Annotated in this window: 20 protein-coding genes; 12 read left to right on the top strand and 8 right to left on the bottom strand. The window is 39.7% G+C overall.

Translation table 11 applies throughout. From position 1 onward, the window contains the following. Nucleotides 1-44 precede the first annotated feature (44 nt). From DWW23_RS26930 to tsaB, 4 genes are all read right to left on the bottom strand, one after another. Nucleotides 45-176 carry a hypothetical protein gene (locus DWW23_RS26930; protein ID WP_255419599.1) on the bottom strand — a complete coding sequence of 44 codons (132 nt, stop codon included), beginning with the start codon at nucleotides 174-176 and terminating at the stop codon, nucleotides 45-47. Between the two features lie 245 nt (nucleotides 177-421). Next, complete coding sequence (locus DWW23_RS04560; protein WP_122352102.1) at nucleotides 422-2,503, bottom strand: BT4734/BF3469 family protein; 2,082 nt, start codon at nucleotides 2,501-2,503, stop codon at nucleotides 422-424. Next, a complete protein-coding gene (locus tag DWW23_RS04555; RefSeq protein WP_122352352.1) occupies nucleotides 2,500-2,889 on the bottom strand; it encodes an HU family DNA-binding protein in 390 nt (129 codons plus the stop codon). The genes DWW23_RS04560 and DWW23_RS04555 overlap by 4 nt, the downstream gene beginning before the upstream one ends. Nucleotides 2,890-3,370: 481 nt before the next feature. Beyond that, nucleotides 3,371-4,066, bottom strand: a complete 696-nt coding sequence (gene tsaB / locus DWW23_RS04550; RefSeq protein WP_122352101.1) for a tRNA (adenosine(37)-N6)-threonylcarbamoyltransferase complex dimerization subunit type 1 TsaB — start codon at nucleotides 4,064-4,066, stop codon at nucleotides 3,371-3,373. 211 nt (nucleotides 4,067-4,277) lie between these two features. Between tsaB and DWW23_RS04545 the strand changes: the two genes are divergently transcribed. The 7 genes from DWW23_RS04545 to DWW23_RS04515 all read left to right on the top strand — a co-directional run bounded on the left by DWW23_RS04545 (nucleotide 4,278) and on the right by DWW23_RS04515 (nucleotide 10,646). Next, nucleotides 4,278-5,150 carry a YicC/YloC family endoribonuclease gene (locus DWW23_RS04545; RefSeq protein ID WP_122352100.1) on the top strand — a complete coding sequence of 291 codons (873 nt, stop codon included), beginning with the start codon at nucleotides 4,278-4,280 and terminating at the stop codon, nucleotides 5,148-5,150. 1 nt (nucleotide 5,151) lies between these two features. Next, nucleotides 5,152-5,718 carry a guanylate kinase gene (gene gmk, locus DWW23_RS04540; RefSeq protein ID WP_122352099.1) on the top strand — a complete coding sequence of 189 codons (567 nt, stop codon included), beginning with the start codon at nucleotides 5,152-5,154 and terminating at the stop codon, nucleotides 5,716-5,718. Then, on the top strand, nucleotides 5,719-5,898 hold the full coding sequence (locus DWW23_RS04535) for a hypothetical protein (protein WP_122352098.1): 180 nt from the start codon (nucleotides 5,719-5,721) through the stop codon (nucleotides 5,896-5,898). It begins immediately after the preceding gene. Continuing rightward, nucleotides 5,880-6,479, top strand: a complete 600-nt coding sequence (gene nadD / locus DWW23_RS04530) for a nicotinate (nicotinamide) nucleotide adenylyltransferase (protein ID WP_122352097.1) — start codon at nucleotides 5,880-5,882, stop codon at nucleotides 6,477-6,479. Before DWW23_RS04535 ends, nadD begins: the two co-directional genes overlap by 19 nt. A gap of 83 nt (nucleotides 6,480-6,562) precedes the next feature. Further along, on the top strand, nucleotides 6,563-8,293 hold the full coding sequence (lysS, locus tag DWW23_RS04525; RefSeq protein WP_122352096.1) for a lysine--tRNA ligase: 1,731 nt from the start codon (nucleotides 6,563-6,565) through the stop codon (nucleotides 8,291-8,293). Between the two features lie 11 nt (nucleotides 8,294-8,304). Next, nucleotides 8,305-9,300 (top strand): NAD(P)H-dependent glycerol-3-phosphate dehydrogenase, encoded by a 996-nt coding sequence (locus tag DWW23_RS04520; RefSeq protein ID WP_122352095.1) that lies wholly within the window; start codon nucleotides 8,305-8,307, stop codon nucleotides 9,298-9,300. Nucleotides 9,301-9,302: 2 nt separating this feature from the next. Continuing rightward, nucleotides 9,303-10,646, top strand: coding sequence for a glucose-6-phosphate isomerase (locus DWW23_RS04515; protein ID WP_122352094.1), 1,344 nt, complete (start codon nucleotides 9,303-9,305; stop codon nucleotides 10,644-10,646). A gap of 78 nt (nucleotides 10,647-10,724) precedes the next feature. Here the strand turns inward: DWW23_RS04515 and DWW23_RS04510 are convergent, their stop codons facing one another. From DWW23_RS04510 to DWW23_RS04500, 3 genes are all read right to left on the bottom strand, one after another. Then, on the bottom strand, nucleotides 10,725-11,330 hold the full coding sequence (locus DWW23_RS04510; protein ID WP_147382546.1) for a hypothetical protein: 606 nt from the start codon (nucleotides 11,328-11,330) through the stop codon (nucleotides 10,725-10,727). Nucleotides 11,331-11,520: 190 nt separating this feature from the next. After that, entirely contained in the window at nucleotides 11,521-12,087 is a 567-nt protein-coding gene (locus DWW23_RS04505) for a hypothetical protein (protein ID WP_122352092.1), read from the bottom strand. Nucleotides 12,088-12,101: 14 nt separating this feature from the next. Continuing rightward, nucleotides 12,102-12,593, bottom strand: a complete 492-nt coding sequence (locus DWW23_RS04500) for an RNA polymerase sigma factor (RefSeq protein ID WP_122352091.1) — start codon at nucleotides 12,591-12,593, stop codon at nucleotides 12,102-12,104. A gap of 97 nt (nucleotides 12,594-12,690) precedes the next feature. Between DWW23_RS04500 and DWW23_RS04495 the strand changes: the two genes are divergently transcribed. Next, nucleotides 12,691-13,419: an HAD-IA family hydrolase gene (locus tag DWW23_RS04495; RefSeq protein WP_122352351.1), complete on the top strand. Its 729-nt coding sequence runs from the start codon at nucleotides 12,691-12,693 to the stop codon at nucleotides 13,417-13,419. 156 nt (nucleotides 13,420-13,575) lie between these two features. On the opposite strand, the gene DWW23_RS04490 is transcribed toward DWW23_RS04495, so the two are convergent. Next, nucleotides 13,576-16,446, bottom strand: coding sequence for a hypothetical protein (locus DWW23_RS04490; RefSeq protein ID WP_158583154.1), 2,871 nt, complete (start codon nucleotides 16,444-16,446; stop codon nucleotides 13,576-13,578). 399 nt (nucleotides 16,447-16,845) lie between these two features. Here DWW23_RS04490 and DWW23_RS04485 point away from each other — a divergent pair, with 399 nt between their 5' ends. From DWW23_RS04485 to DWW23_RS04470, 4 genes are all read left to right on the top strand, one after another. After that, on the top strand, nucleotides 16,846-17,994 hold the full coding sequence (locus DWW23_RS04485; protein ID WP_147382591.1) for a T9SS type A sorting domain-containing protein: 1,149 nt from the start codon (nucleotides 16,846-16,848) through the stop codon (nucleotides 17,992-17,994). Nucleotides 17,995-18,001: 7 nt separating this feature from the next. Then, the gene (locus DWW23_RS04480; RefSeq protein WP_122352088.1) at nucleotides 18,002-20,605 is read left to right on the top strand and encodes a DUF6443 domain-containing protein; all 2,604 of its coding nucleotides are present in this window, start codon (nucleotides 18,002-18,004) and stop codon (nucleotides 20,603-20,605) included. Nucleotides 20,606-20,690: 85 nt separating this feature from the next. Further along, complete coding sequence (locus DWW23_RS04475; RefSeq protein ID WP_158583153.1) at nucleotides 20,691-21,152, top strand: hypothetical protein; 462 nt, start codon at nucleotides 20,691-20,693, stop codon at nucleotides 21,150-21,152. A gap of 76 nt (nucleotides 21,153-21,228) precedes the next feature. Next, nucleotides 21,229-21,819, top strand: a complete 591-nt coding sequence (locus DWW23_RS04470; protein WP_122352086.1) for a hypothetical protein — start codon at nucleotides 21,229-21,231, stop codon at nucleotides 21,817-21,819. Nucleotides 21,820-21,974 lie beyond the last annotated feature (155 nt).

Below are 21,974 nucleotides of genomic sequence, written 5' to 3'. Positions count from 1 at the left end.
TTTTGCATGCCATCTCTGTGTTAATAGCAGTTCACTTACATACTTTATTCAACTACCATCGGACTCACTACCGGATCTGCCACTTCTTCCACTGTCGTTCCGACGAATAACCATATCATCAGAAGAACAATTGCTACAACTATTCCGATGATCAACCATACATTTTTCTTTTTCATACTTTTGCAAGTCTAATTCTTAATATATGACCATTAAACAACAGAAATCCGGATTTGGTTTAAAAATCATTATCCCTTCTTTTATTGTCTGTGTAGTTTTGGATATATACGAAATATACTGTCATACTATCATATTCACAAATAAATCACTTATTATAAAGCATTTAACACCATGATAGTTAAAACAAATAACTATCATGGCATCTATCATACTATCATACACAATTCGCACAAACAACTAACAATCAAGAGTATAGTTCTTCCAGATAATAGCAATTCCCCCGTGTTGTCCGCTTATTGGGTACGCTATTTCGCTTCAAAAGCTTACCAAAATTGAGTATCATCTTCTTTGTGATAACAAAACCGGGCTGTTTCTCTGCAATTATATCCAATATCTCCGACGCCAGTAAAGGCTTTATCCCTTCCGTATCGTCCGGAATACTGAAATAACGTAAGAATAACTGTTCTTCTGCCGGTAATTGCTGGAAACGCCGGTTGTTCTCAACAATTACCGCCTCCTCCTCATGTGTAAACCAGAAACGTTCCCCACGGCGCAGCATCTCTTTCGCTTCAGCATAAAGCTGTTCATAATCGACCGGCTGGATATAGTCGATCAATCCTTCTACCTCCACACAGACAAAACGACGACTTCCGGTCGGATCGGTCAACAAATCGAAATTATTACTGGTAGCAATAAAGGTGGCATAACGCCGCAAGCTACGCGTCGTACTCTGGTAAGGCAACCGCGCATTGACCGCAGCCTTTTGCAATACATGCTTCAGGAAACTTTGGTGTGACGGTTTTACCGAATCGAATTCGTCGATATTGATCAATGCATACCGGTGCAAAGCCAGTTCCGCCTCTTTCTTGTTGCCGAAATCGATGCTGTCGGTATAAAAAGGACGGAGCGGCGGAGGTAACAAATGCAGACAATAGGTCGACTTGCCACACCCCTGGTCACCGACCAACAACGGCGTCGTACTGTTCCCATGATCCTTATCCAGTTGCATCCAATGGGCAACCATACTCAGGAACCAACGGTAAAAACAATCGCTCCACGACGGATTACTATTAGGAACCCTGTCGGCCATCGCACGGATATACGGTTTCCCATCCCAAGCCGGGAGATTCGCCAGATACGACCCGATCGGATGGAATTGAGGGATCTGGTCGGAATTCACATACCGGTCTATATCCTTATCCCATACATTCAATCCTTCCTTCTGTGCTTCCAGACAAATACTGTTACGGACTTTCAGTGTATAAGGACGGTACACAAACTGTATGACTGAACGGTCGAGATATTCCACTCCCCCGCTCATCTCATTCATACGGAAGAAATAACGCCTCGACATAAATTCATCCAGTTGCATTACCATCGAAAGACATTCCGGCAAAGGCAACTTATTCCCCATCGCCTTTTTCAACAAATAAACAGAACGGAATACCTGTCGTACCAATAACGCATGCGGCTCCAAAGCCTCATAACGCAAGGTCCATCCCACCGCTTCCTCCTCCGGGATACCCAGACGGCAACAATTTTGCGCCATCTCAGTAAACAAGGCATGCAGATCGTTGCTGTTACTACCGGCGAACTTACGGACCGCCTCCACCAGCACGACACTGAACAACGTGGCTATCTGCGTATTACGCTCCACTCCGGGTAGCAGACGTTCGACCGGATCGACCGGCATATCCTGAATAACACGCAATTCGCTCTCACCCGGCATTTGCAACGGTTGTTCCAACCGGATAGGAACTGCCGCAGGGTTATAGTACAGTCCGGTATCGTAACTGACACGCGTCCCCCGCATCAGCAAGGGTTCTTTCAAGGTGATCATACTGCTCAACTGCGGCTGAAAATGTCTGACTGCCAATTGATAGGCCGCCGCATGAAACATTCCGGCTTTTTCCTTGTTATGCGGCAGCTTACCGTCGGGCAATGTGAACGGTACGATAATCTTCACTGACTTACCGCTCAGTCCGATAAAAGCCAGCAAAGTCTGAGGCATGGCGGCAGCTTCCTCACGTATCGAAGCCGCCTCTTCAGGAGACGACAAACCGTTTATCTCCAACAAGACACATCCGTTATAATTTTTCATCCGTACCTTTCCATCTTTCCTCAGAAACGTTGCGCCCCAAACGATAACAGGTAATTTCCGTACCCATTCATTGGCACGCCCCGGCAAGAAAAAATGCAGGCTATTACGCACATTAGCGACTTGTACACCCATATTCTCAGAGCGTAACATCTCTACCACAGGCTCCAGGCTACGTATCTGTAACATAAGCTGGTCTTTCTTATAACGATATTGGCTTACTTTCATTCGAACGGGTATCTTTCAAATTTAAAAAACTTCATTTCCTTACGTAGCCGCGTGCCCATCCTGAAACAAACCCGCTTCGCTTTTACCCGATGGGGAGTACAATCCTTCGCTTTCTCATAACCTTCACTCCCTGCCGAGAGATACAGATCGCCCATATCTTTCAGTTCGACCGAATAACCATCTTTCAAACGTTCAAGAATAATGTCGCTCATCTCGCAGACGGCAGCAAGCACATCTCCCCGCGTCAATGAACAACGGTCGGCAATCTCTTCTGCCAACTGCTCGGTAGTGACCCGCCCCGTCGTAACGGGAACTCCATAAAACAGCTTCTTTTCTATCGGACCTGTCTTATCCGATTTCGTGCGAACAACATAGAAATGTGCCATAAACAGGTATTTTAGTTTAATAATAATACTGGAAAACTTCATCAGGACGGGCATTTCACCCCATTTTACACCCGGATCTGAACGATGCTCACACCCGGGTCTCAGGGGTATCTACACCCGGGTGTCAGCAACTTCTTATACTTACAAATATAAGAAAAATATTATATATAAGCAATGTTTTTCAATTGTTTGTCTGATTTTATTCAGTCTATTTACAGCATTTTAAACTATGGTTTTCTGTTCCGGAACGTAATTATCATATATGATAGTTCATGATAGTTAAATGATAGTTATTTTCCACAACTATCATAATATAACAAACTCACAATCTGCTATTTATATTAAAAAATGATAGTATGATAGTTATTTTACAAATAATGTATGTAGTTAGAAAAAGAAAGACACGAACTTAGCAGGCACTTACAATTCATCGAAGTACCTGAATGATTTCCTGAAAATGGGATGTGGTTAACCGGGGAGTTTATCCTAATACCTTATTTTTAGCGATAGTCGCCTGGAACTCTTTCAGATAGAACGGTTCGAAATAAGCGACATCTTTAAATTGACCTTCTGCGAAAGCTTTTTCCGACAGAGGGATCATATTGACTGCCAGCGGGTGGATATCATCCATAAATACAGCGTTCGGAGATGCGATCACCTCACGGCATTTGGCAGCGCCATTACCGAAAAAGCAAACCTTACCTTTTTCCAGATAAGAAGCATATGTATCGGCATCCACAATATCGGCCAAAGTAGTACGGACCTCTTTCAGGTCAGCATCATAAATAGCGGCATACACTTCCATGCGGCGGGCATCCAGCATGGCACAATAGAAAGCATCTTTTTCAGCATGCTGCTGCTTCAAAGCGGCAACTGTCAAAACTTCAAGGGTAGGAACACCGATCAGAGGGATACCGTATCCGAAGCATAATCCTTTGGCTACCGAAACACCGATACGCAATCCGGTATATGAACCTGGACCGCTACTCACAGCAACAGCCTCCAGCTTCAAACCTTTATCTTTCACTACCGCAATGGCTTCTTCCACGTAAACGCCCAACAATGCTGCATGTGAAGGACCTTCAAATGAACTTTTCTCAAAAAGCACCTCACCGTTGGCAGACAAAGCTACGGAACATACAGAGGTAGATGTTTCAATATTTAAAATGCAAGACATAATAGTTGACAGTTGACAGTTGACAAGTGACAGATATTTTTCAAAACTACTCTATCAGTTATCAACCGAATTAATTGGTCGCAAAAGTACAAAAACGTCGCTGTAACAACACGAAAAAAACGAACTTTTTCTCTATCCTGACGAAGAATTGTCAACTGTCAACCGTCAACTGTCAACTGAATACCCTATCTTTGCACAAATTTTTAGCACAATGATACAATCAATGACTGGATTCGGTAAGGTTACTGCCGAACTTCCTTCAAAAAAGGTAACCGTAGAAATAAAAGCGCTTAACAGCAAACAACTGGATTTATCGACCCGTATTCCGTCCATTTATAAGGATAAAGAGATGCAGATTCGTAGTCAATTGCTTCAGTCGCTTGAACGGGGTAAAGTCGATTTCAGCATTTATATTGAATACATTGGAAAAGATACTCCTACTCAGATCAACCTGACAGCTTTCGAAAGCTATTACAGCCAGATCAAGGATATTGCTGAAAAATTGAACATAGGATTGCCCGCAGACTGGTTTCAGACTTTGCTGAAAATGCCGGATGTGATCAAATCGGAAATCGTAGAGGTAGACGAAAGCGAATGGGAAGTCGTTTTCAATGCAGTAAAAGAGGCCATCAAGCATCTTTGCGACTTCCGTATCCAGGAAGGCGCCATGCTTCAGAAACTGTTTGAAGAAAAGATCGGCAACATTGCCCGCCTGCTCACCGAGGTAGAAGAATACGAAGGCGAACGCATCGAAAAGATCAAAACACGTATCATGGATAACCTCGAAAAAGTGGCCAATCAGGATTACGATAAGAATCGTTTCGAACAGGAAATGATCTATTACATAGAGAAACTGGATGTAAACGAAGAAAAGAACCGTCTCGACAATCACCTGAAATATTTCATCAGCACGATGAAGGACGGACACGGCCAGGGAAAGAAACTCGGTTTCATCGCCCAGGAAATGGGACGCGAAATCAATACGCTCGGCTCGAAAAGTAACCATGCGGAAATGCAAAAGATCGTCGTTCAGATGAAAGACGAACTGGAACAGATCAAAGAACAGGTATTAAACGTTTTATAATATGGCTGGTAAACTCATTATATTCTCTGCTCCGTCAGGCTCAGGTAAATCAACCATTATCAACTATCTGCTGAAGCAGAACCTGAACCTGCATTTTTCCATCTCGGCAACAAGCCGTGCGCCGCGTGGAACAGAAAAGAACGGTGTGGAATATTACTTCCTGACTCCCGACGAATTTCGTGCCCATATCGCGGCCGGTGATTTTCTGGAATATGAGGAAGTGTATACCGACAAGTACTACGGAACACTGAAAAGTGAAGTAGAACGTATCCTGAATGAAGGTAATAATGTGATATTCGACGTCGATGTGGTAGGTGGTTGTAACATCAAGAAGTTTTATGGCGACCGTGCTTTGTCGGTTTTCATTCAGCCCCCCAGCATTGATCATCTGCGTAAACGTCTGGAAGGCCGCGGAACAGATGCGCCGGAAGTGATCGACAACCGTATTGCAAAAGCGGAGTTTGAATTGGGGTTCATTCCTCATTTCGATGTTTGTATCATGAACGACGATCTCGAAACAGCACAAACGGAAACGTTCGAAGTAATTAAAAATTTCCTTGCTAAATAAATGAACAATAACGGACAATTACCACGTAAGTGGGGATATATCTTTGGCATGACCGCTCTTGCAGCACTGGGAACCTGCATCGCCGGACTTATTTATAAAGAATATATCATAGCCTTAGCCACCGGACTTGTATTCGGTGTGCAAGTCTTTAATTTTATCAAGTGGAAAAGACAGCGATAAAGGAAATAAAAAAACTGAATACCGGAATCTTCTCCGGTTCGTTCAACCCGGTTCACATCGGCCATCTGGCTTTGGCTAACTGGCTGTGTGAATTTGCCGGCTTGGATGAAGTCTGGTTCGTCATCACTCCCCACAATCCGCTGAAAGACCGTAGTAACCTGATGGACGACCGGCTTCGGTATGAATTGGTAGAGGCTTCCATTGCCGGGTATCCTAAATTCAAAGCTAGTGATTTCGAGTTTTCCCTCCCCCAGCCTACTTACACCATCGACACGCTACGTGCACTTGAAAAAACATATCCCGACCGTCAGTTCCATTTCATCATGGGTGCCGACAACTGGGCTTTCATAAAACGGTGGAAAGAGTCTGACCAGCTGATCTCTAACTATCCAATCCTTGTCTATCCGCGTAAAGGGTACGAGATACAGATCCCGTCCGATATTCCCTCCATCCGCAAAGTGGATGCCCCTTTAATGGAGATCTCCTCTACGTTCATCCGCGAATCATTGAAAGCCGGGAAGGATGTGCGTTTCTTTCTGCCGGAAGCTATACGAAACCATAAGTGCTTTTCTAATATATAATTAAGCAAACTACTACCCACATTTAGCCGATAAGTGAGAAAAGTTTTGTACTTTTGCGCCGTATTATACAAAATAATAGCGTAATGAATCTATTAGAACTGAGTGAACAGGAAATCATAAGACGCAATAGCATGGAGCAATTGCGCCAAATGGGGATAGAACCTTATCCCGCTGCCGAGTACGTAACAAACGCATATTCCAATGAAATAAAGGCATCCTTTAAAGACGATGCAGAACCTCGTCCCGTAAATATTGCCGGACGTATCATGAGCCGCCGTATCATGGGAAAGGCTTCTTTCATGGAGTTGCAGGATTCTGAAGGCAGAATACAGGTTTATATCTCCCGCGATGATATTTGTCCGGACGAAAACAAAGATTTATACAACGTCGTTTTCAAAAAGTTGCTCGACATCGGAGATATTGTCGGAATCAAAGGCTTTGTATTCCGTACACAGATGGGTGAAATCTCCGTACATGCACAAGAGATAACAGTCTTGTCCAAATCACTCAGACCTCTGCCGGTCGTTAAGTACAAAGACGGTGTAGCTTATGACGGATTCAACGATCCTGAACTACGTTACCGTCAGCGTTATGTCGACCTGATCGTAAACGATGGTGTAAAAGATATTTTCCTGAAACGAGCAAAAGTGATCAAAACGATGCGCGCCGTACTCGACGAAGCCGGATATACGGAAGTAGAAACTCCGATCCTGCAATCTATCGCCGGTGGAGCAAGTGCGCGTCCGTTTATCACACATCATAACTCATTAGATATCGACCTCTATCTGCGTATCGCTACCGAACTGTATCTGAAAAGACTGATCGTCGGCGGTTTCGAAGGTGTTTATGAAATAGGTAAGAACTTCCGTAACGAAGGTATGGACCGGACACATAATCCGGAGTTTACCTGCGTGGAACTGTATGTCCAGTACAAGGATTATAACTGGATGATGAGCTTCACGGAACAATTGCTGGAAAAAATCTGTATGGCAGTCAACGGAACATGCGAAACTGTAGTCGACGGCAAGACCATCAGCTTTAAAGCACCTTTCCGCCGTTTGCCTATTCTGGAAGCAATCCAGGAAAAGACAGGTTATGACCTGAACGGCAAAAGCGAAGATGAAATCCGTTCAATTTGTAAAGAGTTGAAGATGGAGATTGACGATACGATGGGTAAAGGTAAGCTGATTGATGAAATCTTCGGAGAATTCTGCGAAGGCACATTCATCCAGCCGACTTTCATTATCGACTATCCGGTTGAAATGAGCCCGCTTACCAAAATGCACCGCAGCAAACCGGGATTGACCGAACGTTTCGAATTGATGGTGAACGGTAAAGAATTGGCGAATGCTTATAGCGAGCTGAACGACCCGATCGACCAGGAAGAACGCTTCAAAGACCAATTGCAATTAAGTGAAAAAGGCGACGATGAAGCGATGTTCATCGACCAGGACTTTTTACGTGCATTGCAATTCGGTATGCCGCCTACATCCGGTATCGGTATCGGTATCGACCGCTTGGTTATGTTAATGACAGGCCAGACAACGATCCAGGAAGTTTTATTCTTCCCACAGATGCGTCCGGAAAAAACAATTAAGAAAGACGCTGCTGATAAATATGTAGCATTAGGAATCGATGAAGCTTGGGTTCCGGCATTACAAAAAGCCGGATACGTAACTGTTGACACTCTGAAAGAGTTAAATCCTAACAAGTTACGTCAGGAGCTTTGTGAAATGAACAAGAAGTATAAGCTGGAACTGCAAAATCCTGCGGCTGAAGAAGTTGAAGCCTGGATTGCTAATGCGGCCAAATAAAAGGGAATGCCATGAAATTACCCGGTAAAATTGCAATAATGGGAGGTGGTAGCTGGGCTACCGCCTTAGCCAAGATTGTTCTTTCTACACAGGATAGTATTAACTGGTATATGCGTCGGCAGGACCAGGTTGACGACTTTATAAAAACCGGACATAACCCCAGTTATTTGTCGGCTGTAAAGTTCGATACAGATAAAATAAACTTTTATACAGATATAAACGAAGTTGTTAAAGATTCCGATACACTGATCTTTGCAACCCCTTCTCCTTTCCTGAAACAGCATCTGATGAAAGTCACCACTCCGTTGAATGACAAATTCATCATCTCTGCCATCAAGGGAATCGTCCCGGACGAGAATATGTTGATTGCAGATTATTTCACGGAATATTACAATGTTCCGACGGAAAATATTGCTGTAATAGGCGGTCCGTGTCATGCGGAAGAAATCGCACTCGAACGGCTTTCCTACATCACATTGGCCTGCTCCAATATAGAGAATGCCCGGGCTGTCGCACACGTATTTCAGAATCCGTACTTAAACAACTATTGCTGCAAAGATGTTAGAGGAATAGAATATGCTTCTGTTCTAAAGAATGTATATGCAATCGTTGCCGGTATTTGTCACGGAATGAAATATGGCGATAATTTCCTGGCTGTATTTATTTGCAATGCGATCGAAGAAATGCGCAATTTCCTGAATTCCGTGCACAGCCTGGAACGCGACGTGACCGATTCTGTTTATCTGGGAGACCTGTTGGTAACAGCTTATTCCCGTTTCAGCCGTAACCGTACATTCGGCACCATGATCGGAAAGGGATATTCAGTGAAGATCGCCCAACTGGAAATGGAAATGATCGCCGAGGGATATTACGGAACCAAGTGTATTCATGAAATAAATGAAAAATATAAGGTAAACATGCCGATCCTGGATGCCTTATACGATATTTTATATGAAAGAAAATCGCCGACTACCGTTATACGGCAGTTGACAGAAACATTTAAATAGGTATGAAAAACATCAGTATTAACATCGACAAAGCACTGGGCACTGTTACAAAAGAACAGATCTATGCACAGGAAGCTAAGGCAAACGAATGTATTGCCACTTTACATAATGGGAGCGGAGCCGGTAACGACTTTTTAGGCTGGTTAAACCTCCCCTCTTCTATCACGGATGCAGAATTGACAGACATCGAGAACACAGCCAATGTGCTTCGTTCAAAATGTGAAGTTGTTGTTGCTATCGGTATCGGCGGAAGTTACCTCGGAACAAAGGCAGTTGTTGAAGCATTGAACAATAGCTTCGATTGGTTGCAATCTGATCGTAAGAACCCGGTTATCCTGTATGCCGGACAAAATATTGGTGAAGATTACCTGTATGAACTGTGTGAGATCCTGAAGGGAAAACAGTTCGGTCTGATCAACATCTCCAAATCTGGTACGACAACAGAACCTGCTCTTGCATTCCGCATGTTGAAAAAACAACTGGAAGATGCTGTCGGTAAAGAAGAAGCTAAACATCGTATCGTTGCTATTACTGATGCTAAAAGAGGTGCCCTGCGTACTTTAGCAGATCAGGAAGGTTATAAGACATTCATTATCCCTGATAATGTGGGCGGACGTTTCTCTGTACTGACTCCGGTCGGTTTGTTGCCCATCGCTGTTGCTGGTATCAGTATCCGTGACCTGGTTGCCGGTGCTGTATCTATGGAAAAAGCGACTGGAATGAACGTTCCTTTCAATGAAAATATTTCTGCAATCTACGCTGCTACACGTAACGAATTATATAAGAGTGGTAAGAAGATCGAAATCCTGGCAAACTTCCATCCGAAATTGCATTACATCGCTGAATGGTGGAAACAGTTATACGGCGAAAGCGAAGGTAAAGACGGTAAAGGTATTTTCCCTGCTTCTGTCGACCTGACAACCGACCTGCACTCTATGGGGCAGTGGATACAGGATGGCGAACGTACGATCTTCGAAACTGTTATCTCTGTTGAAACTCCTTCTCATAAGGTAGAAGTTCCGACTGACGAAGCAAATCTGGACGGATTGAACTTCCTTGCCGGAAAACAAGTGGACGAAGTAAATAAAATGGCAGAACTGGGTACTCAGCTGGCACATGTCGACGGTGGTGTTCCTAACATCAAGATCACTATGCCGGAAGTAAATGCGTATTATATCGGCCAGTTGTTCTATTTCTTCGAAAAAGGTTGTGGCATCAGCGGTTATATGCTGGGAGTCAACCCATTCGACCAGCCGGGCGTTGAAGCTTACAAAAAGAACATGTTCGCGTTGCTGAACAAGCCGGGATATGAAAAAGAGAGCGAAGAGATTCGCAAAAAGCTGTAAGCTATAAAAAGATACATACAAGAAAAGGTGAATTGAAGTTCGATTCACCTTTTCTTTTTATCCATCGTTTACTTAACATTACATTCTATACCGTATTCCAGCCATCGCAGTACCCATATGACCGAAACCGACTTCGACAAATCCAGCTATCTGCCGTCCCAGTTCAATACCGATCGGGGAAACCTGATACATGAAGAATGCTTTCACCTTTGTTTCTTCATCCGGACGATTCTCTTCGTTGATAAAAGAGGCTTTGGCCGTAGCAATAGCGACACCTGCATTCAAACGTGAATATAACGTGACAAAGTTGTAGTTATACCAATTATACTTAAAAGAAGGACAGATGGAGTGGAAAGAACTTACGAAGTCTCCGACAATCTTTTCATTCGCAATAATACGCTTGTCACTATTTGTATAAGAATATACCAATCCAATCCCCCAATCCTCATCCGGATAAAAGATATAGCTGATATTCAGTGCTCCGAACTTGCCTTTATCATCATACAAATTGACCGATTCAGTCGATGGGTCGAAATAATTCTCATAATGATGTAACAAGTCGACTACCGGCAGACCACCGTAACTCAAAGAAACTTCATGCTGCAGATCCGTCCAGTCCTGAGCTTTGCTCTGAAAACAGAAAGCAAACAGCATCATCGATAACAATAGTAAACTCTTCTTCATATCCTTCAGTATTTAAAGGTTAATAACAGAAAGCCGAATTCCCGGAAAAACAAAACTATATCCGACACACCTCTAGTGCTATCAAAGATAGAAAATAAGTACAACTTTACGAAGATATTTAAAAATAAAAAAGATAAAACCGTTTGTATTTCAAGTTTGCCTTTTCCAGTCTTTGTAAATAAAAGAACTATCAATTCAATTCATCATCCAATGTGCTACGAAGCTGTTGAAACTCCTTTTTAATCCGGCTTCGTATCCGTAAACCACAAAAAATACCCACGATTGATCCGCAGCAAGCACCATATAAGGCATACATTTCATGCATATGATAAAGATCCAGCATAAAAAAGGCTATAATAATAAAGGCAAAGGGAAAACCGATCAGCATACCCATCTTTTGGATTTTTTCCAACTTATAGGTAGAAATTAAAGCCTCTTTACCCGTCATTTGCATAAAATTCAGCCTTGACAGGCGCATCCACAAAAAACCTTTATGAATAGCCATCACGATAAAGAAGACGTAAAAGCCACCTTTTGTCCATGTCCCAATATCACCGAGCCCCAAATTATCAATACTAAAAAAACTCGGAGCCATCAGACATAAAGCTGTCATCAATCTAAATCTGCGTGCCAGACGTTCCTGAACGGAAACAATACGTTCTTTTATCACTTTCTGTGTAATCTCATTATTATCTTGCAGGTAATCAATATGTTTATCCATCTCTTTCCACCCTTTTTTCAATTCTTCCAGTTCCATAATTCTTTCCTCTTTTATTGATTTGCCAATACATTTAATTTCTCTTTAATCCGCTTCAGCTTAGTCGCAATATTGTTGCGCGACAATCCGGTGATTTCGGCAATCTCCCCATACGACTTTTCGTCTAGCCATAACAGGATTATGGCTTTTTCCAACCGGTTCAGCCGACCGATGAGTTGATACATTTCACGTAGATGTGCAGGCTTCTCTTCATCGTCGGAGGTGAGTTCAAACAGGCTCTCCAACGGCATAGTTCCGGTTATTTTGCTATGCTTGCGATAAAACGAAATACAAGTGTTCAGAGCCACCCGATAAATCCACGATGAAATCTTCGCTTCTCCCTTGAAACTTTTAAATCCCTGCCACAGATTTATCAGAACTTCCTGATGCAGGTCTTTCAAATGTTCTTCATCTATGGCATAAAGATAACAGACCTTATAGATAAGCCTCCTGTTTTCTTGTATCAAGGTCAGAAACGCCTGTTCATTCTCTTTTCCTTCTCTCATAATCTCTTTTTTACATAAGACGCCATCTTCGACGATTAGTTGCAAAGGTGTGAAAAAATAAATACCTTTGTATGGCTATATAAAGGATATAAATAAAATGATACAAGAAGCTATCAACCGTTATCTGCTAAGAACTAAGCAGAATTTCCTCTCTCCCAAAGCTGTACTTTTCGATATGGATGGTGTCTTATACGACTCTATGCGTTTTCATGCCCGTGCCTGGCATGAAACAGCCATGAACCATCACCTGCAGGCTATAGAAGAAGACTTTTACATGTATGAAGGACGTACGGGAGACAGTACTATCAACGAACTATACCAACGTACTTTCCAGCGTGATGCGACCGAGAAAGAAAAGAAAGAAATATACGAAGAGAAAGCAACGTTTTTCAACCGGTACAATGACGGGAAAGCGATGACCGGGGCAGCAGATGTCCTGGCTGCAGTTAAAAACGCGGGCTTACAGACGTTAGTCGTTACCGGTTCCGGACAACATAGTCTTATCAATAAGCTGGAACATACTTATCCGGGATATTTCACACGCGAGAAGATGGTAACGGCCTTTGATGTAAAATACGGAAAGCCTCATCCCGAACCTTACCTGATGGGGCTGCAGAAAGCCGGAGTAAGGGCTAATGAGGCATTTGTCGTAGAGAATGCCCCGATGGGGGTAGAAGCCGGTGTCGCTGCCGGTATTTTTACGATTGCAGTCAATACAGGACCGTTGCCGGATAAAGTATTGCTGGATGCGGGGGCAGACCTGTTGTATCCGGATATGGCAAGCCTGGCAAAGGATTTTGGGAAAATTGTGAAGTGTCATACCTAGAAGAAGTGATTTACGCAAGATACTATCCATACCAATAACTCATTTTTTATTTCTGCATATTAAAAATGAATCTAATTTTTTGTAAAGAGGTACGTCTAATTGGATTTTGACGTACCTCTAAATTTAATCATATATCCTTAACTAAAATCAACATGTTTATTTATTCATATAATTATAATCATACATTTGAATTATACGACCTCCATAATCCTTGCTATTCACTAATCGTCCATAATTATCGTATTCATAATTTATTTTTATTCCCTGAGGATCTGTTATAGAAATTACACCTACCAACGGCTTATAAACATACGTAGTTACCATTGTACCTGGTAGTGAACTTCTTAAAGCATCAATCGGTGATATATTTGGATTGGCCGATGAAGCTATAGAATTGATAGTGTTTACCCCTCCGGAAATCGCTTGCACCACCTGATCATAAGTTGCATTTTCTATTTTTCCGACGATATACTGATAATTATATCCCCACAAGTATACAACCTTCTTGGAATTATCTTTAGATACATATAATACATTTCCTTTTGAATCATAATTATGATAAGTAATCCTCGTTTCTTTGGAACCAGTCCCCTGCTGTTCTGTAATACCTGAAGGCGCAATAAACGAATTTACCCAAAAAGAATAAGTTGTTTGAGTTTCCTGTAGAAACTCGTTATTTATATAAGTTGTTGTAACAATGACAGGAGAAAGCATGTTCTTTTCCACCATACTCTTATAAATAGTTGTATTTATATCTTTAGGGTATTTAAAATTCTTTTTCAACACAGAACCATCACTCCTGGTTTGTTGAAGAGAGGTTATTTCATACTGGTTATCCAACCGGTCATAGGCATAAGTTGTAGTCTGAATTACAGATTGCCCACCAAAATAACTTATATCTTCTACTTTGGTCAGTTTAACCAATCCGGTTTCCGCTGTAATATCAGAATACTGAAACAATTCATTTGTAGATACTTTTGAATTATTATAAGGAGATGGTAAATTATGATTAGCAGGAATAAAGTTTGGATATGATTTAAAACCAACTACACCACTTTGTTTTTTATATGTCGTATAGGTATAATTTATTCGTTTTGCTAAAGAGAATGAACTCCCTATTTTGGTATAAATGTCCTTACGTGATATTCTTCCTCTTGTCCATCCCCTATCAATAAACATATAGTCAAATTTAGGGATAAACTGATATCCACCCGAATAAACACCAGGAATTATGCACGGAGATTGATTGATGTATTCAACATCATTTGATGAATAAAGATAATAATACTCTGTTTTACCATTACTTGCCTGCGGCGTTCCTTCAAACTCTATTACCTTCCCATAATATACAGAAGCTCCACCACTATGTGACAATGGTACATTCGGCTCAGACATATAATAATCGTATAATAACATTTCCGTACCATAAATAGTACTTGATACGCTTTTACCTTGTGTATATAATGCGCCTTGAATTTGTGACCATCCCGTCATATTATTCATTCCTTGTTCATATTGATAACTATGCACTTCCGGAGATGCATCCGATAGAGAATAAGAAGTCAGACTCTGTATCCGAAGTCCTCCTGCTGCATTTCCCGAAGAATATTTATTACCTTCATACTTAAATTCAGTATATCCTCCTGTCGGATATGTTATTTTCTTTAGAATACATGCCTGAGCATAAGTTGGATTCACTGATCTGTCAGCCTGTACTTCCTTCAAATTATAGGATTGCTTTCTTGCATATGTAAAATAATTCTTATTGGTAGTAACACCATTATAATATCCCCAATAATCCTGCCCGAAATACCTTTGTTTATCACCTGTGACATAAGGTGTTATTGATAATGCATCGAAATATGTGGGTAATAACACACTTGAATTATAATCTAAATCATATATCCCCACTACACTACGCTGATTATTCAGAAGTTTAACTTTATTCAATTTCAATCTGTAATTATAACTAGCATTATAGTTTGTAGCAGGTTGTACCTGACTAAAACTTAAAACAGTTGAAGGAGAGAAATACCCATGTTCCAATGAATAAGCCTTTACCAATTGACTATTATTTTTAATATCAATGCCAGTCAATCTGTATTTTCTACGGTCAGCTCTGTCTCCACTGTAGTTAAAGATAATAGTTCCATCTGGAAATTTAATTGATTTAACCAATAACGTATTATCGACTCGTGAATATTGGGTAGCACATTTTAAATTACTTAAGTTCGGGGTATTTTGCGGAACCTCCAATACATAGTTCACATAACGATCGATATAAAGAGTATTATCCGTCATATATTCAAAATCAATCTCCCGATTATCTATTGTTTTTATCCAAGTCAAATACCAACTGGATGTATACTTATTTTCTGTTGCTTGAATACTACTAAATTCCTTACTCTCAAATCCATAAATTGTTCCATCACTTCCTGTAATTTGAAACACATCTCTGCCCGAATCGTATCTAATATTATTATTAGTTAAAGGTATTTGGATCAGGTTGTTATTTATATCAAATCTAAAACTTCCAGACATGCCTGCTACATTATAATAATAAATATCAGATTCAGAGTCATAAGTTCCAGTAAGACCCTGACTATAAATATTATCTAAATGATTAAGCCTGACGTCCTCAGAAAGATTTACAAACCATTGTTTGTTATGAATTGTTCCAGAAGCACCAAAATTTTTATCAGGAGCACCTTTTACTGAACGCGTTATAACTCCTCCGGCATTCAATACCCATCCCAAACCGACCGTAGTAGAAATATCATTCACTTTTATACCAGAAGCATGATAAGAAATTGTTATCGGCACACTGGTCAAGGGCAACTGAATTGTATAAACCGGAATATCAATTTGAACTAATCCGTTATACAAAGACACTGGATATTGTCCATATTTACCAAGAGCTGCAGCATCCGGAGAAGGAGGAATGGATGGAAGAGACAAATCTTCTGATCTCATTATATTGAAATTACAGAAGATCATAATCAGTAGATAAATAAATTTTGTCTTCATGGTTCGTTTCATTTTATTATTAAGGAAAACACATAATCAAATGTAAAATCACATCTCTAACCTACTATAACAGCAAGTAGAATCCTCAACAATACCAAAATTACAAATATAAAAATATTTTTAGTAAAAAAATATCATTGAAACATATTTGTTTTAGAACATATCTTTATATACTTTTTTACATCCAACAACAACTAAATCTATCTTTCAACAGATATATAACTCAAGAGAATATTTTTCCATATATTAAATTCAAATTTTATGATGATTAATTTTAATATTTTGATTAATTTTGTAAACAAAGATATTTGTTATCATATCTAGGATATCTTAGCAAACAAATTATTAAGACACAAGAGACAAATCCATATTTATCGTTTACCTAATATTTTGAATCTTATGAAAAAAAACGATCTCTCTTTTAAAATATTAGTTCTATTGTTGACTTTATATCTTCCTCCCGTTTATCTATCTGGGCAAATAGACTGGTCTACAAACCGCCCCCGTAGTGGAGACAAAGTAATAAAAAAACAAATTAATTACATTGAACCTGGAGAATCAGGAGAAAATGTGACATGGGACTTGAGTCGATTGAAAGATAGCGATACAAAATTCATCCAGAATTATACCTCTCCAAAACTAATTGCAGACAGTATTTATATAATGGGAACGGATACATTTTTAAAAGAAGATGTATTGCCGGAAGAGTTGGTCATTGGCATCGAAAATTACACCGTTTACTATTATCGCGTCCGCTATGAAGGAATTACTTTACTAGGATTTGAAAATCCGGTAACAGAAATACATTATCAAAACCCGTTGTTACAAATCAATTATCCGTTCAAGTTAAACGATTGTGATAGTATGATATTTGAAACGACAGGACTTTATTCAAAGGAATTACCTTTAAAATCATTCGGAGACATCCGCATAGAATCGGATGCTAGAGGACAAATCATTTTGCCTTCAGGGGATACACTATATAACGTATTACGCATGAAAACCATCCAAAACATTCGCGATACCTCATCAATGAATATGACTCAAACATCCTATAATTGGTTCGCTGAAGGTTATCGTTATCCAGTGTTGGAAACACTCCACACGGAAAATAACACAAGCGACGGTACGCAGGAAGTATTTAGAACATCTTTTTTCTATCCTCCCGAACAACATCAATATTTGGAAGATGATATAAACAACCAGCAAGTATTGAATCGTTCCTCTGAAAAAGGAACAGTTCCCCCATCCTCCATTACCCCCGGCTTTGCCGATTACTCAATCAAAGGAGACAGATGGGGTTGCAATGTCTATCCTACTCCCGTCGAAACAAATCTGAATCTGGAATATAAAACAGAGAAAGAGGCTAAGGTAAAAATTTCACTCTACGATATGGGAGGCAGATTACTCTATTTATCCCCCACCCGACATCAGCAATCCGGTTATTATACGGATTTAATCGATTGCCGTAATCTGACAACCGGCAACTACGTATTGAGAATTATGGTCGGAGAAGAAGAAATGAGTCGTATTATCACTAAAAAATAAAACAGCTATGAAAAGTCGAATAATAATCCTGTTTAGCTTGTTATCCACCGTTTTTATGCAATACTCACAAGCTCAGATCAGCAGCCAAAATTATATCAGGACACGTACCATGACGACTGAAAGCGGAACATCATTCGTAGAACAAGTTGATTATTATGATGGATTAGGACGACTTCTAGAGACTGTGCAAGCGAAAGCCGGAGGTAATTCCCAGGATTTGATAGTATTAACTGATTATGACAGCTATGGCCGTAAAGATAAAGTTTGGCTTCCGGTAGCTGTAAACGCCAATAACAGCAATTACGCTACTCCCTCTACACTTCGCAGTAACGCGCCAGGTTTTAATGCCAACGACAGCAAACCTTACTCACAAATTATTTATGAAGCATCACCGTTAAACCGGACAATGAAAGAGTTCGGACCCGGAAACAACTGGTACGCCAACAACAGGGCGATCCATACTACATACCTGACCAATAACAGTAGCTATCCGTGTGCTTTGTTTTCTTCCTCGAGCAGCGGCACAACAATCAGTATTACACGTTCAGGAACTTATGCCAATAACACTTTATTTGTTACTAAATATCAGGATGAAGATAATAATATCAGTTACGAATTCAAAGACAAACAAGACCGCATCTTATTAACAAGACAGGTCAATGGTTCGACTAATTTCGATACATATTATATATACGATGACTATGGTAATCTGAGAGTAGTTTTATCACCTTTAGCTTCCGATGTTTTTACCAGCAATACTACATGGAACGAATCCAATGTAACTTTACAAAAATATGCTTATTTATACAAATACGACAACCGCAATCGGTGTATCGCCAAAAAATTGCCCGGTGCAGATTGGACGTATTATGTGTATGATAATGCAGACCGACTAATCTTTAGTCAAGACGGGGAACAACGTTTACGTAGCGAATGGAGTTTTAACATTCCGGATAGATTCGGACGTATCGCCATCAATGGCATTTGCAAAAACTCGTTCAGTTATAGTAGCAATCCTCTAAATGGGAAAGTGATCAATGCAGTCTGGGCTACTAATGGAACAGGAACTTACAAAGGTTATAATCTGGAAGGAGGCATTGGTCTAACGAATGCAATCATTCAAAATGTCAACTATTATGACTCTTATGAATTTATTGGAAAAAACAATGTACCTTCCTCACTGACATTTGAATCCCGTAGCGGATATGCCACCACATATTTATCAACACCGAAAGGACTTCTAACCGGACAAATCACATCGGAACTGGGAAATAACAGTACTTTGTATTATTCAGTCAATTATTATGACTCCCGCAGCCGCCTGATACTGAACAGATCGACCAACCATCTGGCTGGAATCGATAAAGAATTTCTATCATACGCTTTCGATAATAACGTTGAAAAACGGTGCCATATACAAACAGTCTCAGGAAAGACCCAAACGGAGGAATATGCCTATACCTACGATCAGGCCCGGCGTCTAAAAAACACTTCGCATACATTAAATGGAGGTAGTTCGCGAATGTTATCGGAAAAAATTTATGATGATTTGGGACGCCTTCTAAGTGAAAAACTAGGAGGTTTCGATATGTTGAAAGCAGCCTATAACTATGATGTCCGTAATCGTCTGATAAGAAATTGGTGTAGTCAAATGGGGGAAGTACTGACCTATACATACGGTAGTAATGTCCAAACACAATCTATTGCCTTGGGAACTGGTACCCGCATATATGAATATGCTTATGATGGTTTATCCCGTGTGACCAGTGGAGCTTACACCTCCGGCCCCGGTGATTATACATCATCTTATAGTTATGATAAAAACGGAAATCCTTTGACGGTAAAGCGTAACGGACTAATCTCAACAGGAGTGTTCGGAATCGTGGATAACCTGACTTTCAGTTATGATGGAAATCATATTGTAAGCATTAATGATGCTGCAGGAAATATAGCCTATAATTTTTCGCATGATTTTAAAAATTACAGTAATCAATCCGTGGAATATATCTATAATGCAAATGGCTGCATGACAAAAGATTTAAACCGTGGAATTTCGGAGATTCAATATAATTCATTAAATTTACCAAGTCGTATAGATATCAAAAGTCCAGTAGGTGAAGCTCGCAATGAATACCTCTATAGTAGTGATGGTCAAAAGTTGCGTGTGAAGCATAGCTGGAATCCTAATTATTCGTCAAGTCCGATCATCGGGTCGGGAGTGACGGTCTCTTCTTTGAGTTCAATCGAAACTACAGATTATATAGGTGATTACGAATATGTCAACAATACGTTGAAACGAATCCGTACCGAATATGGTTATATCGAAGGCGGAGTCTATCATTTTTATGTAAAGGATCATCTGGGTAGTAACCGTTTGGTTGTTTCTGAACCGATGAGTTCCCAGGCCGTAAACTACTACCCATTCGGAATGGCGAATGGCGACCAGCGTGCAGCCGACTTGCAGTCATATAAATATACTGGTAAGGAACTGGACATGAAACAAGGTATTAATTTGTATGATTATGGGGCAAGGTATTATGATACTGTAACCTGTCATTTTACGGCAACGGATCCAAGGCAACTATCACATTTGGTTTACCTCCCAATTTAGTACGTACAGGACAACAATATATGAAATTTCAGCTATGAAAAATATTATAATAATAGTTTTATTTACTCTGTTTTATGTTATAAGTATGGCACAGACAAATTGCTCTCAGGACTCTACAAGGTATTTAGATGCATATAATTATATTATTCAAGAACCTGTAAATCAAGAAAAAACAATAGTAGTATCAGACTCAATTGTAGATTTAGATAGATTTTGGTTTTCGCAGGATATTGCAGATTATCCTACTGAAAAGGAAATATTAAATCAATATCGTGCGAATAAGAAGTTTGTTTGGATGGACGCTTATTATTCTCCATATTTAGCATCTCTGTTTTGTAGAAAAACAACAATGCCGAAAAATGTATTGTTTTTTTCAAAAATAGAAGATTATATGCTTAGGGCTGATCTCCTCCTTTATAAACAACAATCTAATAAGTTTGATTATAAGAAAATGACTATCCAGAATATTGGACAAATCTACCTATTTATCTTTAATAAAGATGGTTCTCTCAAATTTGCTTTTAGCCATGAGATAACTTATGATTAGTTGGCAAGTTTGTATTTTGACCTTACCTAAACTGAATAAATAGAAAAAAACGATGGTCTGAAAATGATTATAGAATATGAATAAAGTAATATTATATAGCTTGAATATATTGACTATTTTATCTTTTGTATTGTCTTGTGATTCGCAAATAAAAGTTGAGAATGAAGACACACTAAAAAAAATATCTTCAAAATTCATTGAAGAAAACGGGGTTGAAATGATCAAATGGATGATGAATGACAGTATAAATCTTATGAATATTGTAATATATAAAGAAGAATATTTAATTTCTAAAGACACACCACCTCCCCCTCCTCCATTAGGAAAAGAACCAACTAAATATATTTTTCCAGCATTGGATCTATATTTATTTTATTATAGTATGGGATGTATTGAGTGTGATAATTGTTCTCTTCCTGCAAGTTTATATTATATAGATGGCTATCCGGTCTTATTATATGATAAGAACAAACCTTCTATAGAAAAAAAAGAAATGCCACAATATTTATATAAATCTAAATATTTACATACAAAAGAAGTTGATTGGTTAGTTGCTATTTGTCGAAAACGTCAGGAATACATAATCTTTAAGGAGTATTGGAAATTAGGAGATGAGGTGTTAGATGAACTTAAAAGGTTTAACGATAAGTGCTCTGAAGATAATTAATCTATTGTCTTCTTTCATAAAATATGAGACAAGTCATTCGAAATAAATATTTAAAAGGGTTTAGCTTTTTATCTCTAAGAGAAGCTCTAACCTTTTTAGACAACCAAGGAGTGAATAAAAATTTATCTCTTGAGGAAACTTTTGGAGAAAATTAT

The sequence above is a fragment of the Parabacteroides sp. AF14-59 genome (assembly GCF_003479515.1).
GTDB classification, from domain to species: domain Bacteria; phylum Bacteroidota; class Bacteroidia; order Bacteroidales; family Tannerellaceae; genus Parabacteroides; species Parabacteroides faecis.
Note: the sequence above shows the minus strand (reverse complement) of the source record. Positions and strands in the feature narration are given on the sequence as shown.

Coding starts and splice junctions, on each gene's coding strand:
- DWW23_RS26930 (WP_255419599.1), bottom strand. CDS start 176: ATGAAAAAGAAAAATGTATGGTTGATCATCGGAATAGTTGTAGCAATT.
- DWW23_RS04560 (WP_122352102.1), bottom strand. CDS start 2,503: ATGAAAGTAAGCCAATATCGTTATAAGAAAGACCAGCTTATGTTACAG.
- DWW23_RS04555 (WP_122352352.1), bottom strand. CDS start 2,889: ATGGCACATTTCTATGTTGTTCGCACGAAATCGGATAAGACAGGTCCG.
- tsaB (WP_122352101.1), bottom strand. CDS start 4,066: ATGTCTTGCATTTTAAATATTGAAACATCTACCTCTGTATGTTCCGTA.
- DWW23_RS04545 (WP_122352100.1), top strand. CDS start 4,278: ATGATACAATCAATGACTGGATTCGGTAAGGTTACTGCCGAACTTCCT.
- gmk (WP_122352099.1), top strand. CDS start 5,152: ATGGCTGGTAAACTCATTATATTCTCTGCTCCGTCAGGCTCAGGTAAA.
- DWW23_RS04535 (WP_122352098.1), top strand. CDS start 5,719: ATGAACAATAACGGACAATTACCACGTAAGTGGGGATATATCTTTGGC.
- lysS (WP_122352096.1), top strand. CDS start 6,563: ATGAATCTATTAGAACTGAGTGAACAGGAAATCATAAGACGCAATAGC.
- DWW23_RS04520 (WP_122352095.1), top strand. CDS start 8,305: ATGAAATTACCCGGTAAAATTGCAATAATGGGAGGTGGTAGCTGGGCT.
- DWW23_RS04515 (WP_122352094.1), top strand. CDS start 9,303: ATGAAAAACATCAGTATTAACATCGACAAAGCACTGGGCACTGTTACA.
- DWW23_RS04510 (WP_147382546.1), bottom strand. CDS start 11,330: ATGAAGAAGAGTTTACTATTGTTATCGATGATGCTGTTTGCTTTCTGT.
- DWW23_RS04505 (WP_122352092.1), bottom strand. CDS start 12,087: ATGGAACTGGAAGAATTGAAAAAAGGGTGGAAAGAGATGGATAAACAT.
- DWW23_RS04500 (WP_122352091.1), bottom strand. CDS start 12,593: ATGAGAGAAGGAAAAGAGAATGAACAGGCGTTTCTGACCTTGATACAA.
- DWW23_RS04495 (WP_122352351.1), top strand. CDS start 12,691: ATGATACAAGAAGCTATCAACCGTTATCTGCTAAGAACTAAGCAGAAT.
- DWW23_RS04490 (WP_158583154.1), bottom strand. CDS start 16,446: ATGAAGACAAAATTTATTTATCTACTGATTATGATCTTCTGTAATTTC.
- DWW23_RS04485 (WP_147382591.1), top strand. CDS start 16,846: ATGAAAAAAAACGATCTCTCTTTTAAAATATTAGTTCTATTGTTGACT.
- DWW23_RS04480 (WP_122352088.1), top strand. CDS start 18,002: ATGAAAAGTCGAATAATAATCCTGTTTAGCTTGTTATCCACCGTTTTT.
- DWW23_RS04475 (WP_158583153.1), top strand. CDS start 20,691: ATGGCACAGACAAATTGCTCTCAGGACTCTACAAGGTATTTAGATGCA.
- DWW23_RS04470 (WP_122352086.1), top strand. CDS start 21,229: ATGAATAAAGTAATATTATATAGCTTGAATATATTGACTATTTTATCT.